This is a genomic window from Rhodococcus sp. USK13, assembly GCF_018343855.1.
GTDB classification, from domain to species: domain Bacteria; phylum Actinomycetota; class Actinomycetes; order Mycobacteriales; family Mycobacteriaceae; genus Rhodococcus_F; species Rhodococcus_F oxybenzonivorans.
Map to the genome: position 1 here is coordinate 2,342,651 of NZ_CP069242.1, position 15,996 is coordinate 2,358,646.

Consider the following 15,996-nt stretch of genomic DNA (forward strand, 5'->3'; position numbering starts at 1 on the left):
ATTGTGCGCACACCGCGTCTACTGCAGAAAATCACGGTGTCGATCGCCGGCCACGAGCACGCCGCCGTCGCCCCACACAGCGATGATGGCGTGAGCATCGCCGGTGCTCTCGAATCCCGAATCCCGAATCGCGGGTCAGGGTCGGCGCACTTATCTGTTGCATTTCGGGTGGTTGTGTGTGAGACGTGATTTCTGACCTTCCTGTTGGCGTGTGGGAGCTGGTCAGTAGGCATCTCGTCACCCCGGCGCAGCTTGCGCATGATCCACCCATGGGTCAGGACGACACGCCAAGTCCTGCGACTAATTCGAAACGGCACATATGGGTCAGGGCGCTAACGGCCTATTGGCTGCGCTTCCGGGTTATCCATGCGCGTGCAGCGGCTGTCCAGCCAAGGCATAGACGGCTTCGCCCAATGCCTCGTTTTGAGTCGGGTGTGCATGGATGAACGGTGTCACGTCGTCGGCTTCGGCTTCCCAGTTGTAGATCAGTTGTGCTTCGCCGATCAGTTCACCGACCCGGGACCCGACCATATGGACCCCAACGATGGGCCCGCGGTTCTCCTGCACCGCGCGTGCTCGCACAAGCTTGATCGCTCCTTGCGTTTGGAGTATCTGAGACTTCCCGTTAGCAGCAAGGTCATAGGTGACAGTGTCGACGTTCCCGTATTTTGCCCGTGCAGCTTCTTCGGTCAGCCCTACAGAAGCAACCTCGGGTTCGCAGTAGGTCACACGTGGAATACCGTCCTCGTCGATCGCTCTTGGGTTGACTCCTGCTAGGTGTTCGGCGACAAAAATGCCTTGCTGGAACCCGCGGTGAGCGAGTTGAAGTCCGAGGACTATGTCGCCCACTGCGTATACCCCGGGTAGGTTCGTCTGGAGGCTTTCGTCGGCGACCACGAAGCCATTGACCATTGCTACTCCGGCTTCTTCGAAGCCAGCACCCGAAGTGTTGGGTCTGCGGCCGATGGCGACCAGCAACAGGTCTGCGGAAATCTTTTCGCCGGAGCCTAGGACGACATCGACCGAACCCGGCGACCGTTTCGCACTGACCATTTGAGTGTCGGTCTTGATATCGATCCCACGTCGACGAAGTGCACGCTCGAGATGCTTGGATGCGAACTCGTCCTCATTTGGGACGAGCCGTGGAAGTGCCTCAACTATGGTTACATGGGCGCCGAATGACCGCCAGACGCTTGCAAACTCCACGCCGATTACACCCCCACCGAGGACGACGACACGATTCGGCACCTCATCGAGATGTAGCGCCTGGTCGGAAGTGATGATCCGATCATTGGTCTCGACGCCGGGGAGCGTTTTGGCATAGGAGCCGGTTGCCAGTACGACGTTCCGGCCGCTATAGATCTGTCCATCCACTACGACCGACTTTGAACCGATGAATCGCCCTGTACCGGTGACAACTTGGATGGACCGAGACTTGACCAGGCCCTGCAGCCCATTGAAGAGCTTGTTCACGACCGTGTCCTTGTACCGGTTCACGACATTCATGTCGATCCCGATAACCTCGGTCTTGACCCCAAATTCGGCACCGTCGCGAGCCGCGTCGGCTATCTCGGCTGCGTGTAGCAGTGCCTTTGTTGGGATACAACCACTATGTAGGCACGTTCCGCCAAGCTTGTCCTTCTCGATGAGGACTACAGATTGACCTAGTTGTGCCGCCCTGAGAGCGCAGGCGTAGCCGCCGGAACCACCTCCGAGAATCACGACGTCCGCAGTCACGTCCGGCATCGAATTTCCTTTCAGGTGTTAATCGATGGCCCTAGAGCACATCTGACAATGTTGATGCCCAAGTCCTCTGCTCTGACGCAGGCGGCGATTCTGCAAGCGGCCGACGCGTCAGTAAGTGAGGTCAGTAAGCGAGCGCGAGGGAGGGGTTCGTCAGCAAGCGCGAAATGTGGCTGAGAACCTCGCTACCCAACTGACCGTCGACCAGTCGGTGGTCGAAGGACAAGGACAGCGTACACAGGCTCCGTAGCTGAACTGCACCTTCGTGAGCCCAAGGGCGCTCGGCAATCTGCCCGACGCAAAGGATGCCAGCTTCGCCGGGATTCAGGATAGGGGTGCCACCGTCGACGCCGAACACCCCGATATTAGTGATAGTGAAGGTTCCCCCCTCCATGGTCGCGGGTTGGGTCCTTCCCGATCGTGCTTCTTCGATGAGAGCAGCTAAGTCATCGCAGATCTCACGAAGGCTCTTTGCATTGGCGGACTTGATGTTCGGAACCAATAGTCCACGAGGCGTAGCGGTTGCGATCCCCAAGTTCACGTCGCTGTACTGGACGATCTCTCCGGCATCATCGTCCCACTTCGCGTTCATCGCGGGGTAGGTCCGTAACGCAGACAGAGCAGCTCGAGCGATGAGCGCCAATGGAGTCAGCCGTACCCCGGTGTACGCGCGGTCAGATCGAAGCTTGTCGAGAAGCTTGAGTGTTTCGGTGACGTCGACGGTTACCCACTCGGTGACGTGCGGGGCTGAGAATGCCGAGCTGACCATCGCGGCAGCGGTGGCCTTGCGGACCCCCTTAATCGGCGTACGAATCTCTGAGCTGACAGAATCCGACACCGAACGGCGTACAGCCGACGATTCGAGGTCGGCCCTCGTGATATTGCCGAACGAGCCCGTCGGCGTGACCTTAGTCAGATCGACACCCAGTTCCTTGGCCCGCAGCCTCACCGGAGGGGTCGCATGTGGGCGCTTGGACTCGAGGTCGCGTTCGATCTGAGGGTCGGGCACACGATAGCCAGGTTTACGCGCGCGACGCTGAACTTTGGCCTTACTTGGACCGTAGCCCACCAACACCGGTTGCCGCTTCTCTTCCGGGGGATGGTCGGCGTCGTCCTCGTTAGCTTGAGAGACGTCGGCCGCGGCTTCCGGTGACAGTTTGGAATCGTCACCAGTTGGGACACGCTCTGTCGTCGGCGAGGGCGGCGCGGTGGGGCCGGCTGCATCACCGAAACTGACGATGATCGTGCCGACTTCGACGGTCTCTCCTTCGGAGGCATGTAGCTGGGAGACCGTCCCGGCGTAAGGAGATGGTAATTCGACCAGAGATTTCGCGGTCTCTACTTCGACGAGCAAGTCATTGATTGCGACCGTATCACCTGGCTTGACTCTCCATGTGACGATTTCCGCTTCGGTTAGCCCTTCGCCGACGTCTGGCATGGCAAACGCGTTAGTCTCAGTCATTGGTTCCTTCATATCTCAATGGCAACGCGGAAGTTCATGTGTCAGTACCGGCCAGTGATTTCGACGGCGTCGAGAAGTCGGTCGATGTTCGGCAAGTACTGGTCCTCGACACGCGCCGGGGGGTACGGCGTATTCCAGCCTCCGACTCGCTGGACGGGTGCTTCAAGAAAGGTGAAGCACCGTTCAGTTATGGTTGCAGCGATTTCGGCACCCAATCCGGCGAACGTCGGCGCTTCGTGGACGACTACTGCCCGACCGGTTCTACGAACGGAAGCACTAATAGTCTCTACGTCGATCGGCGACAACGAGCGGAGATCGATGACCTCTAACGAGGTACCTTCTGACCTTGCCACCGTGGCTGCATCTAATGCCACGCGTACCGTTGGGCCGTAGGCCAGCACCGTCACATCGCTGCCCGGTAGGACAGTCCTTGCCCGCTCGAAAGGGAAAGCGGCAGAAGGCGAGATCGAGACGTCGACGGGAGCCTTGTCCCAGTACCTGCGCTTCGGCTCATAAAAGATCACCGGATCGTCACATGCGATTGCCTGTTGAATCATCCAGTAGGCGTCGTCCGGATTCGCACACGCAACGACACGCAATCCGGCTGTATGGCAGAAATACGCTTCGTTCGACTCCGAATGGTGCTCTACCGCGCCGATTCCTCCACCGACCGGAACCCGGATCGTTACTGGAACGGTAAGTCGTCCGCCCGAACGCGCACGCAGCTTGGCTAACTGCGAGACGATCTGGTCAAACGCCGGATAGATGAACCCGTCGAACTGAATTTCGCAGACTGGGCGGTACCCGCGCATTGCCATTCCGATGGCAGTACCGACTATTCCAGATTCTGCCAGCAGGGAGTCAACTACCCGGTCGGAACCAAACTCGTCTTGCAGCCCTTCCGTTACACGGAAGACACCACCTAGCGAACCGATGTCCTCACCCATCAGAACGACTGAGTCGTCCTCGGACATCGAACGCCGGAGACCAGCATTCAGGGCATTCGCCAACGTCAAGGTCTCAGGGGTCCCCGTCAAGGGCTGACTAGTCAGGGTGCTCATGCGAATGACGTCCTCCATGCGGTGTAGAGCTCACGTTCTTGCTCCACGGCCGCCGTCTCGTTCACTAAGGTGTTGTTGAAGGTAGATTCCAGGAGCGGATTCTCTAATGAGCGACATGCGAGTCGAGTCGCTTCAGCTAGATCGTCGGCCTCATCCTGAATGGAACTGTAGAAGTCATCGGTTCCCCACCCGGACTGGTCCAAGAGCAGGCGCACTCGAAGCAGTGGATCACGTTCCTCCCAAAACTTCACGTCACAAGATTGGCGGTAACGAGTGGGATCATCGGATGTCGAATGACCAGCCATTCGGTAGGTGATCGCTTCGATAAACTCAGGCGGTCCACCTGCGCGCACCCGGGCAAATGCAGCTGCAGTGACGGCATGAACTGCGAGAACGTCGTTTCCATCAACGAGTGTCGTGGTCAGACCGAAACCCGCTGCACGTACGTGTAGTTGGGTGCTGGTTTGGGCGCTCGAGGGTGTGGAGATCGCCCATTGATTATTCTGGCAGAAGAATATCAAGGGCGCTTTGGCAACTGCCGCCCAGTTCAAAGCCTCGTTGGCATCACCCTGACTGGACGAGCCGTCACCAAAGTAGCACATCACCACTTCGTCAATAGTGGGGTCTTTCCGACGATCCGCGGTGATCCCCATGGCATAGCCGGTTGCGTGCAGAAGCTGGGTTGATAGAACAAGCGAGTTGATGTGAAAACGATAGGCAGCCGGGTCCCAGCCACCATGCGCGGTGCCCCGCCATTGTGTCAATAATTCCGCGGGGGACAGGCCCCGGCACAAGGCCGCTGCGTGTTCGCGGTAGGCGGGGAAGGCATAGTCGGATTCACGGGCTGCCCTGATGCTCCCGACCTGGGCCGCCTCCTGCCCCTGACAAGACAGCCACAGTCCGAGCTCGCCCTGGCGCTGAAGGTTGTAGGCTTCACGATCGAATCGACGAGCAAGGAACATATCTCGATAAAATCCGCGCACCTGGTCCGGATCTACGCCTTGGCGGTTAGCTTCTGGAAGGAGCTCACCTTCGGGGCTGACGAATTGAACCGCAGAGAAGAGGGCGTTTCGGTCAGGATGTGTCAGGGATCGCTCGACTAGTTCGGTCATCATCGGTCTCCTTAATCGGGCTGCGTTGTTTGGTGGCACGCTAACTGGCGGTTGGAGGCGTGTACGCCTCTCCGGCGGCGGCGGCGATCGTGTCGGCGCTCGGCGGTTCGGTAGTTACCGATACGACGTGAAATGGGCGAAGGGCTGCGACCAGGCCAGCGTGCTGGGGGGCACGTGCATTGAGGTGAACCACCATTCGGAATCCGGGTAGATCAAGTTGCTCCGCGTTATACCAGCGCAGGAGTCCGTCGACGTGCTCCAAATCCGAGCCGTCTGGACACAGACTCACATAAATTGAATGCGCATTCCCAACGTCAGGTTCAATTACTGTAGCGCGGTACACGTCGACAATTCGATCGAGGCGTCGGAGAAAGAGATCAAGCCTATTTCTCGATGCAGCTCGGACAGTGAGGTGTAGGCATGCTGTTTCCGAACCCGGAGGCTGCTGGAATTCTAATCCAATCAATTGCATCTCCGCAGGAATGAGCTGAGTGCACAGGCGGCAGGCGACCTGTATACCGGCTGAAGTGATCACTCGGATAGCGAATTCCTGCACGTAACTCACCTTCCAGCAATGTCAGTCGAACTTGCTCGAGTTTGCTTCTCCCCAATTACAAGAGAAACGAGAAGTAACGCGACTCATGCAAGATTACGCAACAAGCTTCCTTAGCGATATTGCCAAGTGTCACAAACTGTGGCAGTTATTGCGAGTGCCCTGAGGTGGTCGAAGTCTGGACCATTGCGGTGATCCCGACGCGATCGCCCGCGTTGGAGCGGCGAGCATCCACCTTCAGCGTGTCGTCTACTCCGTAGTGCGTGGGTCGCCGGAACCAAGACGAAAGTCATATTGAATTCATGGTGAGGTTCGGATGATCGGAGGTGTTGATGTAAGCACTACTGACCGGCGCCATACAGGCCAAACTCCGCCGCCGGATCATCTGTACCCCATTGCAATGATTGTTGTGCAGTAGTGCCAAGTTCACGTGCGCGGGCGACAAGCGACTCGCCGAGATCAAGTTGGGTTCGTTCCCATGAAGACAAGGCAAGCGGGACATCACCCGGAAACTCCTGCAGATGTGCCGCCAGTTGCCAGCCATTCTCGGCAGCTTTGGCTGTTCCTGCGGCGGCGTGAGGGCGGGCTACACTTGCCGCATCACCGATGACGGCAACACGCCCGACCGCCATCTGTGACGGAGTCTGATCGACGATCACCTGCAGGAACGGCTTCGGGGTCCGAATCACCATCTGAGCGAGCGGATTGTCAAATTCCTTTGCTGCGGCGCGCATTACCTCGATATGACCGGGTTGGACATCCTGCAGTGAGAACGGGCGTCGTTGTCCGGCGTTATCGGTCATCAGGGAATCCAGTTCAGGTCCATCAGCTACGTCCCGGTACCAAACAAAGTTGAGTAGTCGTTTCCCATCTGCGCCGGCGAAGGGGATTGGATACGCGACTATGTGGCTTCCTTCGGTCGTGCCGAATGAAATGGAGTCGATCAGCGTTTCGGCCACTTCCGGATCGAGCGCATCTGGGTCAACCACACCTCGCCACCCGATATAGCCGGAATAAGCCGTTTTAACGGTAATTCCAAGGAGATCGCGGGCAGTCGACGATATACCGTCCGCACACACCACAAGATCGGCCTCCGTACGAAGTCCGGATTCGAAACCCACGATCGCGGCGTCCCGAGTTTGCTCGATCGATGTCAGTGTTTCGCCCAGGTGGTAACGATCCGTGGAGACGATCTTGAGCAACTCACGGTAGATAGTGGTCCAGCTGGTCAATCGGTAGGCGTTCTTTGGGGTGGTCACGGTCTCGCGAGCAGGCGCATAGGTCCGCACCTTCATGGCCGGACAGCTGACCTGGTCCAGTGCTACGCCCTGGTATTCGTTGATGATGCGGAGGAGCGTTCGATGGGCAACAATGCCGGCGCCAGCGCCATCGAGCAGACGTGGGGACCGTTCGTAAACATCTACATCCCAGCCTTCTGATAGCAGGACGACAGCCGCATGCAGCCCTCCGAGTGAGCCTCCGACGACGACCGCACGCCCTGCGGTCTGGTTGGTTTCGATGCGTGAGGTCATGACTGAAGCATCGGACACTGTGCGTTCGCCGTCAATGGGGCCAATCACCGCATATTGGACCCTCGTTGTGGGTCGCCACATTGCCGACTGGATATAGTGGTGTGACACTAGACACAAGCAGGTGTTCATTGCGGTGGACGCAACTATTGGATGGAGACGCACTGTTGGTGGATACGACAGGCCTGAAAACGCCGCCCGCATACCTGGCTGGTGCAGCTTCTTACCGCGAGTGGGTAGAAGCCTTGGCTTCGATAACACGTGCGGTCAACGACGATCTCCCTGAGCGCGGAGTCGGCGATCTCATCGCTCGTGCGTGTGCGCGACTTGTGGGTGTCGACCGGGTGGCGGTGCAGATCCGTGGCAAGGAAGCGAATACGCTCAGACTTGTCGGGGCAACGGGATTGTCACCTGACTACGTTGAGAAGGTCAACAATCAGATTCCGATTGAGATCGACCCCACCGCAAGTTTATTCACCGGATCTCCATCCAGTAGGGTGTTCCGGGGCCGGCGATCACTGTCGATTGCAGACATCCATACCAGTGCAAGCTTCGCTCCCTGGAAAGCTTCCGCGGAAGCAGAGGGGTTCCGGTCAATGTTTGCGGCACCGTTGGTCACCAGTAAGAGCACGTTGGGAGTGCTGGTGTGCTACAACGACGCGGTCGGACGCCTGACCCCGGCGCAGCGTGAGCTCACCGAGTTGTTAGCGGATCATGCTGCGCTGGCACTCGAGTCCTTTCAGTTGCGGCGAGAACAGGCTGAGGTAGTCGAGCAGATGGCCGAAGCCATGGACCAGCTGCGTCGCGACCGCAGTCTGCACCGGGACTTGATGGAACTCGTGCTGGGCGGCGGATCTGACGAGGACATATTGCAGTCTGCCGCGCAATCGCTCGGATTGAAGCTGACGCATGGTTCGAACCACGCACCGTCCGACAAGCGAGTCGTAATATCCGTGGCTGGGGAGCATTTTGGATCCATAGAAGCCGAAGAGCCGCTTGATTATCGGTCACGGCGTGCCCTCGAGTCGGTCGGCCTGGTAATCGCGCTCGAACGTAGGCGCCTGCAAGTTGCCGATGAAGTGGGGAATCGCCACGCGACAGAACTATTGAACGAGATCCTCACCAGCGATCAGTCGGTTGACGTAGACGAATTGAACGATCGTGCGCTCCGACTGGGATTTCGCTTGGACCTGGCAAGCGCAGTGATGGTGTTCAGAACTGATACCCCCGTGCCCAAGATCGCCCGGCGTGTGGCGGAAATAGTGCGGTCCGCAGCAGAGGGGGCTAAGCTCCAACTGATAGCTTCCTACCGCGGTGATCTCACCGTCGTCCTGGTACCAGAAACCGTGGATCATGAGCGCGCAGCCAGATTTCTACACACAACAGTGAACCAAAACATCTCGGCAACAACAGTATCGTCAGTGCTGGGTCCGCCGTGTGCCACGCCTCAAGATCTCGCATCTAGTTTCAAATTGGCGAGTGCTGTGTTGCGAATGCGACAGAAGCGGAGCATTCATGGAAAGATGTTGCAGCTAGACGAAATTGGCGCACTCGGGCTACTTCTGCCGAATCTCTCAGACGAGACAGTTCGGTTCAGTGATAACCTGATGGCACCGCTGACCGATGCTGGGTCTCGCGCCAGCGAGTCATTGTTGCCGACGTTGCGGAGCTATCTCGCGAATAACAGGAGCACGCTCGTAACCGCGCAAGAACTTTCTGTTCATCAGAACACGGTCGCAAACCGGCTCGAACGAATTTCGAAGCTGACTGGGAAATCCCTCGAGAACACCGAACACATTCTGGATTTTACTCTGGCCATCTTGATCCGGGACGTTCTCGACGCCGATCAATCGCAAGTCACACCGCCGCACAATCAAGGAGCGAACGACCGATAATGACGACCTTTGACCCGAGCACGTTCAAAGCCGGGCTTGCCGGCGAAAAAATTTCGTTTGGAATGTTCGCAATGCTCGACAGTTCGCTCAGTTCAGCGTTGCTGGCTAGGTCTGGATACGACTTCCTGGTAATCGATTTGCAGCATTCCCCATTTGACCTCAGGCGGGTCGAGTCAGTGATCGGGAGTTGCGTAGGAACCTCATGCAGCCCACTTGCCCGAGTACACCCCGGACGCCCCGACGAGATTGGGTGGATTCTTGACATGGGCGTACACGGCGTGGTGGTACCGCTCGTGAACTCGCGTGACGACGCACGACGAGCAGTCGACGCCTGCAGGTACCCGCCTAAGGGGCGTCGTAGCATTGGGGCCGTGCGTAACCTGATGTACCGGGGAGACGCCTACTTGGATGTGGCGGACAATGACGTGGCGTGTGTAGTTCAGATTGAGCACGTGGACGCATTGGAAAACCTGGAATCTATCTTGGACGTCGAGGGCATTGATGCGGTTATGCCCGGACACATCGACCTCGCACGTTCCATGGGCTATTCCTTGCGATACGGACCGTCCGAGGGGATACCGGTCGAGGTAACTGCGGCGATCAAGGTCATCAACGACGCAGCACTCAAGAGGTCGATCCCCGTGGTCCCAGTTCCTGGCAGCCTGGCTGAGGTGGAGAATGCGCTATTGGAAGGCCACCGGACCATCTGTTGCAGCACCGACTTTCACACATTCAAGGCTGCAATAGAACAGCGGGTCACTGAATGCCGCCGCCTTGCAGAGGCGGCCGTGGCTAACCACTAATGTATGGGGCGCCATGACGCTATGACACTGGCGTGGAGCTTACTCGCGGTGGCCGGGCTGGGGCGGCAGTGTGAGGACGATGATAGTTGTAGGGCCACACTTCGAGGGCTTGCGAGAGCTGCTGCTCACTGGTCCAGACTCGGGCGTAGAGCAGCAAAACTGCCTGTCGCTGCTGCGTTGGGCGACTGAACAATGTGGTGATCGACTTTGGGCTGTAACGGATTGCCGTCACCTGAGCTGCGCTTCGAACGGGATCTGTTCGCCGCCGGACAGCGAATAGTTCGTGTCCCGCCGAAGTTGATGGCGAAAATCGCGACACCGCCCGCATCTACGGTAAGTCGGATCTGATCGAGGCACACTCGCAGTCGCACGCGTGGCCCTGCGAGCGGATGTTGCTGAAGCCCGGCTCTACGGCGCAGAACGTTCGGTCCGGCTTCTGGTCATCGCACGGCTGCGCTGGCACATTCGGGAATTCGACCCAGCGTGGAAGGTGCCAGCAAAATGGAACGTAGCAGCACCTTCGATAGGGTACAAGCACATCTGTCGACTCTCCGGATTGGTAGCCGAACTCGCGGCCAGGCTCGTCGAGCCCTACACCGCCTCACTGTCGGGATCGGCGAACCCACAGCAAGATCACCTCTCGGACCGCTGTGCTGGCCTTCGTTGTGACGAATGCCGGGTGCGGACCGCCCAGTGCAGCGATGGCACGACGGGGTTGCGCCGCCGCTTCCGGTATGGTTGTCGAACCGCGCTCGCCATCGACTCTTGCATCGTGAACCCTCAGCTCAACGCCGCAATTCACCGGATTGAGCTCACTAAGGCCGGCTGCCGTCCCGACGCGCGAGCACTGTTGGCACGTCGCAACGCTAGCGGCGATGGTGGTATGGAAGCACTCCGCATCCTCAAAACGCAGACTCTCGGACGTCGTCTTCAAAGCGGTGGCAGCAGATCAATTACTGATGGTCACCGCAGTCGTTGCATCACAGAGAACAGACGACATTCTCGTCAGATATCTAGCTACCTTATGATTTGCGCACAGATTTCGCTGTCGTGATTGTGGCAACGCACGTATTTTTTAAGAACTCACCGCCGCAGAATGATTGGTATGAAGCAGCTCACATGGACCCATAGATTCGGACCGGGAACTATAGTAACGGCAACTTTTGCGGCGACGCTCCTGGCAGTTGCGGGATGTAGCTCGGGCTCCTCTGCAGATGAGAACGAGTTGAGGATCGGTCACCTCGCACACCTGACCGGGGCAAGTGCCGGCCCATACGGGTTGCCCTTCCAGAAGGGACTCGAAATGGGCGTAGACGCAGTGAACAGCAGCGGCGTCTTGGGTGATTTGACGCTCGTGGTCGACTCACAAGACGTGGGATCTCAGGTACCGGCCGCGGTCACTCAATACAATCAGTTCATCCAGGACGATGTTACAGTGCTCGTGAGTCCCAGCTCGACACAGATCCGGATGGCATTAGGCCCGTACGTCGAGAAAGACGGTGCCATGCTGATGAGTTCGACCGTCGGCGACATGAATGCTGAAAAGGTGCCTGGGGTATTCGTAACAAATGACGGAAACACGCCGGATGAGAATTTTGGCAGACGGCTCGGTGCTGACGAAGAGACCCAACGGGCGGTTCTGATCGTCGACGGAGATAACCCGGCTTTCACCTCCCTTGCGTCGTCGTTCAAGACGGGGTACACCGAAGCGGGTGGCCACGTAGTCGACCAGGTCACAATCTCGGCTGGTGATAGCGACTTCGCGCCGGTTATTACCAAGGTTAAGGCCAGTAATCCCACCCTCATCATGTTCTCAACGCTTTCGGAAACTGGCGGAAATCTCCTGACCCAGATGAATCAATCGGGTGGGTTCGACGACACACAATTTGCTGGCGCATCTTCGTGGCAGAAGCAGGTTTTTGATACGGCTGGGCCGGCGGCAACGGGTGCACAGTACGCGGTGTACTGGGCGCCTGATCCCACCGGCGAGTTCGAGAAGAAGTTCATTGAGGCCTACGGCGAAGCGCCAAATGCATTTGCGGCCAACGGTTATCAGTCAGCATGGGTCATTGCCTCAGCGGCCAATCTGGCTCGAGATAATGGCGACGATCTGTCGGGTAAGTCGCTTGCGAAACACATGCATGAGGTTGCAGAAAGCAAGATTCTCGCGGAGAACGGTATTTATCCGGGATGGAAGCTGCGCGAAAACAATACTGCGAGTTTCGCCGGCGCGTCGGTCGAGTTCGCCAAGGATGGTTCTTCCGTAGTGGTTAGCTCATAGCGAGTAGTTAGCTCGTAGAAGCGGCGAAATAGAGGTTTGAGATGGGTTTTTTTCTCCAGCAAGTTATTAATGGGCTTGCCTTAGGTGCAGTGTTTGCCCTATACGCACTTGGATTCAGTATGGTGTTCGCCAACATGAAGGTCTTCCATGTGGGGCACGCGGCTATATTCACATGGGGTGCTGTCTTTGCTTGGCAACTCACGGAGAACCTTGGGTGGCCGTTCTACATTGCGATGCCGTTGGTTGCGATTTTCGCCGGCGTGCTCAACAGCCTGACCTACTATGTTGCAATACGGCATCTCCAAGGGAGAAAGAATGCCGACATGTTCATCTTCGTGTCCAGTCTGGGTGCCGGTATTGTCCTGACCGAGAGTGCAATCTTGTTATTGGACAACAAAGTCGTTCGATTGCCTTTTGGCCTGGTCGCGGCACACACCTGGTCAGTGGGTCCCCTGACAATCTCTAGCATGCAGCTACTGATGCTCGGAACAGTGGCTTTGATGTTCGTAGCACTTCGCTGGTTGATTGGATCGACACAGTTCGGTCGCGAAGTCACTGCAGTTGCAGCGGATCGAGAAGCAGCTGGCGTTCTCGGGGCGAATGTTGAGCGTATCAGTGTTTCGGTGTTCTTCCTGTCGGGTGCATTGGCGGGCGTGGGTGCATCCCTGGTCGCGCTGGCGTTCAATATTGTTGATGGCAACCTCGGTCATAATTATCTTGTCATCGCGATGGCGATCCTTGTTATTGGTGGAATCGGGAGCGTATCGGGGGCATTGGCTGGCGGCCTTTTGGTCGGTCTCGTATCCGCAATGACTACCGGATATATTTCGTCCTCTTATCGGGATGTGATCGTGTTTGGTTTGTTGCTCGCATTCTTGGTCTTTAGGCCCGACGGGATCTCCCCGGCGGCCAAGGTTGCCAATCGTGCTTAAATATACTGAAAGGTAACCATGGACTTCTTTTCGAATTTTGGTGCCTATGATTTCCTGGTCCGTGACAGTCTTGTGCTGATCCTGGTCGGCGCCAGCATCTACATTCTCTTTAACGCGGGATTCTTTGCGGTACCTCAAATCGGTTTCATGGCTATTGGCGCATACACGTCGGCCCTAGTCTCCATGCACTTGGAACTTCCTCTGTTCTTGTCCTTGATTTGCGCGATCCTCATGGGGGCAGCATTCGGCGTTCTGCTCGGAGCGGGCTTAGCCCGATTGAACGGTGTGTACCTTGCGATTGCAACCGTAGGGTTCAGTGAAATGGTCCGGGTGACCATTCGAAATCTTGAATTTGCAGGCGGTGCTACTGGGTTGGTGGGTGTGGACCGTTCACTCGCTGACCTCCACCTGGTAGTGATAGTCGTGGTCGTGTTCACTATCCTTGCTCTGGTTGCGAAAACGCGCCACGGCCGGGCAATGACTGCTATCCGTGAGGATTCATTGATGGCAGCTCACCAGGGGATCAGCACGCGTATGTATCGACTCGCCCTGTTCACCGCGTCGGGCGCCTTGGCTGGACTCGCAGGCGGTATGCAGGTACACATTACTGGGTTCGTCGAACCGTCGGTGTTCTCTTTCGAGCTGCTGAGCGATGTACTTGCGGCCACAGTGGTCGGTGGCATCACCGTGGTTGCGGGTCCGCTAGTGGGTGGGGCGCTGATGTTCGGCCTTGCCGAAGGGCTGCGCGATCTACAGGAGTATCGCCATCTGATCAACGGTGCGCTTATCGTTCTTATCGTCGCCTTCGTGCCGTCAGGTGTTTATCTGCTCCTTAAGAACGGTCTGCTGTCGCTGGCCAACATGGTTGGGCTGGTTCGGAAGCCGGAGCCGATCGCGGTCGACAAAGTATCGTTTGCAGATCTTGCGCCAGCAGATGGCGTCTCGGAGGCTCAGGCAGCGACGAGTCGTGCGTTGCGTAAGCCAATAGACTGTGAAGAATCGATACTTCGCGTCGACAATTTGGTCAAGACCTTCGGTGGTGTCAAAGCCGTACGAGGTGTCAGTCTCGACGTGAAGCCGGGCGAGGTGCTCGGAATCATCGGTCCTAACGGATCGGGAAAAACGACGGTGCTCAACCTGTTGTCCGGCGTGTATGTGCCTGACAGCGGTGATGGGGTCCTTGCGTCACACCCGTTCCGTCGCATGTGGGGTAGGCCCAACCACATAATGCGTGCCGGCCTTTCCCGGACATTCCAAAATATCCGGCTTATCGATGGGGCGTCGGTCGCCGCGAACGTTCGCATCGGGGCATATGTGGAGGCATCAGGTGACGATCTCCTGAGTCGGCTCGGGCTTGGCCGATTAAGGCATGGTGGGCAGGATCACAACGCCTCGGAAGAAGCAGTGCGCCATGCCATGGCGCGGGTCGGCATTGCGGACATCGCCGGTCTGGATGTCGCATCTCTGCCGTATGGCTTGAAGCGGAAGGTTGAGATTGCCCGTGGGCTCGTTGCTCGACCTGAGGTTTTACTCCTCGATGAGCCGACCGCAGGAATGACTCCGACCGAGCGTGACGAAATTTTTGATGTCGTTCAGTCCATTCGGGCAGAGGGGACCAGTGTAGTGGTTGTCGAGCATGACGTCGGGTCCATGACCCGGCATTGTGACCGGCTGGTCGTGCTGAACTTTGGCCAGGTCCTTGCATTCGGGCCTTCGGAAGATGTGATTAAAGAGGAGGCAGTGATCGATGCATACATCGGACGAGCTGCTCGAGCTTGACAATCTGTCGGTGACCTACGGGCACGTCACGGCTGTTGATGGTGTCAGCATGACCGTGCGCCGTGGGGAGGTGGTCGCTCTTTTAGGTGCGAACGGTGCCGGGAAGTCGAGCCTACTCCGCGCAATCAATGGAGCCGGGGGGCAGCGGACGGGCACGATCAGCTTTGAGGGTCGCTCCCTTCTCGACGGACCGCGTTACAGAGTCGCCCGTCGGGGTGTCGCCCACGTGATGGAAGGTCGGCGAGTGATTCCGACGCTTTCTGTGGCTGACAATCTATTGCTCGCGGCGCACGCCTCGCGGCGCAGTAAGCGGCGCGAGATCCCAGGACTCCTGGACGAGGTTTACACGTACTTTCCGAGACTTCTCGAACGTCGCGACCAGCCGGCCGGCTTGATGAGCGGTGGCGAACAGCAGATGCTTGCGATTGGGCGCGGTATTGTGTCGAGTCCCGATCTTCTGTTGCTGGACGAGCCCAGTATGGGCCTCGCTCCGATCGTGATTGAGGAAATCTACGAGTTTCTCGGTCAACGGATGGGGACACTCGCTGAATGCGGCATTCTCCTCGCGGAGCAGAGCGCGGCATTAGCGCTCTCGGTCTCTGATCGCGCGTATGTGCTGGCACGAGGCCGGATGGTATTCGACGGACTTTCGGTCGAATTGGACAAAGAGAAGGTCGCCTCCGCGTATCTGAGAGGGTGAGTACGTCGCTCGCTCGTCGGTGCGCGTATCGATTCCATTTGATGGTCACGCACGCAGGGCTGTGTGACCGCCTGCAGGACCGTCAGGAATGAATGACCTGCGGATAGCTCGGAAGGAACTCGCCAGGTTGGTGTTCCTAGTCCGAC

11 protein-coding genes are annotated in these 15,996 nt (G+C 57.8%); 6 read left to right on the plus strand and 5 right to left on the minus strand.

Annotation, left to right across the window (positions count from 1 at the left end; all coding sequences use genetic code 11):
- Positions 1-360 precede the first annotated feature (360 nt).
- The 5 genes from lpdA to JQT59_RS13445 all read right to left on the minus strand — a co-directional run bounded on the left by lpdA (position 361) and on the right by JQT59_RS13445 (position 7,463).
- Positions 361-1,746, minus strand: a complete 1,386-nt coding sequence (lpdA, locus tag JQT59_RS13425; RefSeq protein ID WP_213576543.1) for a dihydrolipoyl dehydrogenase — start codon at positions 1,744-1,746, stop codon at positions 361-363.
- Between the two features lie 121 nt (positions 1,747-1,867).
- Complete coding sequence (locus tag JQT59_RS13430; RefSeq protein WP_213576544.1) at positions 1,868-3,205, minus strand: dihydrolipoamide acetyltransferase family protein; 1,338 nt, start codon at positions 3,203-3,205, stop codon at positions 1,868-1,870.
- Between the two features lie 41 nt (positions 3,206-3,246).
- Complete coding sequence (locus JQT59_RS13435; RefSeq protein ID WP_213576545.1) at positions 3,247-4,266, minus strand: alpha-ketoacid dehydrogenase subunit beta; 1,020 nt, start codon at positions 4,264-4,266, stop codon at positions 3,247-3,249.
- A complete protein-coding gene (locus tag JQT59_RS13440; protein ID WP_249354400.1) occupies positions 4,263-5,381 on the minus strand; it encodes a thiamine pyrophosphate-dependent enzyme in 1,119 nt (372 codons plus the stop codon). The genes JQT59_RS13435 and JQT59_RS13440 overlap by 4 nt, the downstream gene beginning before the upstream one ends.
- An 891-nt stretch (positions 5,382-6,272) precedes the next feature.
- Complete coding sequence (locus JQT59_RS13445) at positions 6,273-7,463, minus strand: FAD binding domain-containing protein (protein WP_213576546.1); 1,191 nt, start codon at positions 7,461-7,463, stop codon at positions 6,273-6,275.
- 167 nt (positions 7,464-7,630) lie between these two features.
- Between JQT59_RS13445 and JQT59_RS13450 the strand changes: the two genes are divergently transcribed.
- The 6 genes from JQT59_RS13450 to JQT59_RS13480 all read left to right on the plus strand — a co-directional run bounded on the left by JQT59_RS13450 (position 7,631) and on the right by JQT59_RS13480 (position 15,850).
- Entirely contained in the window at positions 7,631-9,355 is a 1,725-nt protein-coding gene (locus JQT59_RS13450; protein ID WP_213576547.1) for a helix-turn-helix domain-containing protein, read from the plus strand.
- On the plus strand, positions 9,355-10,158 hold the full coding sequence (locus JQT59_RS13455; protein ID WP_213576548.1) for an HpcH/HpaI aldolase family protein: 804 nt from the start codon (positions 9,355-9,357) through the stop codon (positions 10,156-10,158). Before JQT59_RS13450 ends, JQT59_RS13455 begins: the two co-directional genes overlap by 1 nt.
- 1,105 nt (positions 10,159-11,263) lie before the next feature.
- Positions 11,264-12,439 (plus strand): ABC transporter substrate-binding protein, encoded by a 1,176-nt coding sequence (locus tag JQT59_RS13465; protein ID WP_213576549.1) that lies wholly within the window; start codon positions 11,264-11,266, stop codon positions 12,437-12,439.
- Positions 12,440-12,480: 41 nt separating this feature from the next.
- Complete coding sequence (locus JQT59_RS13470; RefSeq protein ID WP_213576550.1) at positions 12,481-13,371, plus strand: branched-chain amino acid ABC transporter permease; 891 nt, start codon at positions 12,481-12,483, stop codon at positions 13,369-13,371.
- An 18-nt stretch (positions 13,372-13,389) separates the two neighbouring features.
- Positions 13,390-15,150, plus strand: coding sequence for a branched-chain amino acid ABC transporter ATP-binding protein/permease (locus tag JQT59_RS13475; RefSeq protein WP_213576551.1), 1,761 nt, complete (start codon positions 13,390-13,392; stop codon positions 15,148-15,150).
- Positions 15,119-15,850 (plus strand): ABC transporter ATP-binding protein, encoded by a 732-nt coding sequence (locus tag JQT59_RS13480; RefSeq protein ID WP_213576552.1) that lies wholly within the window; start codon positions 15,119-15,121, stop codon positions 15,848-15,850. Before JQT59_RS13475 ends, JQT59_RS13480 begins: the two co-directional genes overlap by 32 nt.
- Positions 15,851-15,996 lie beyond the last annotated feature (146 nt).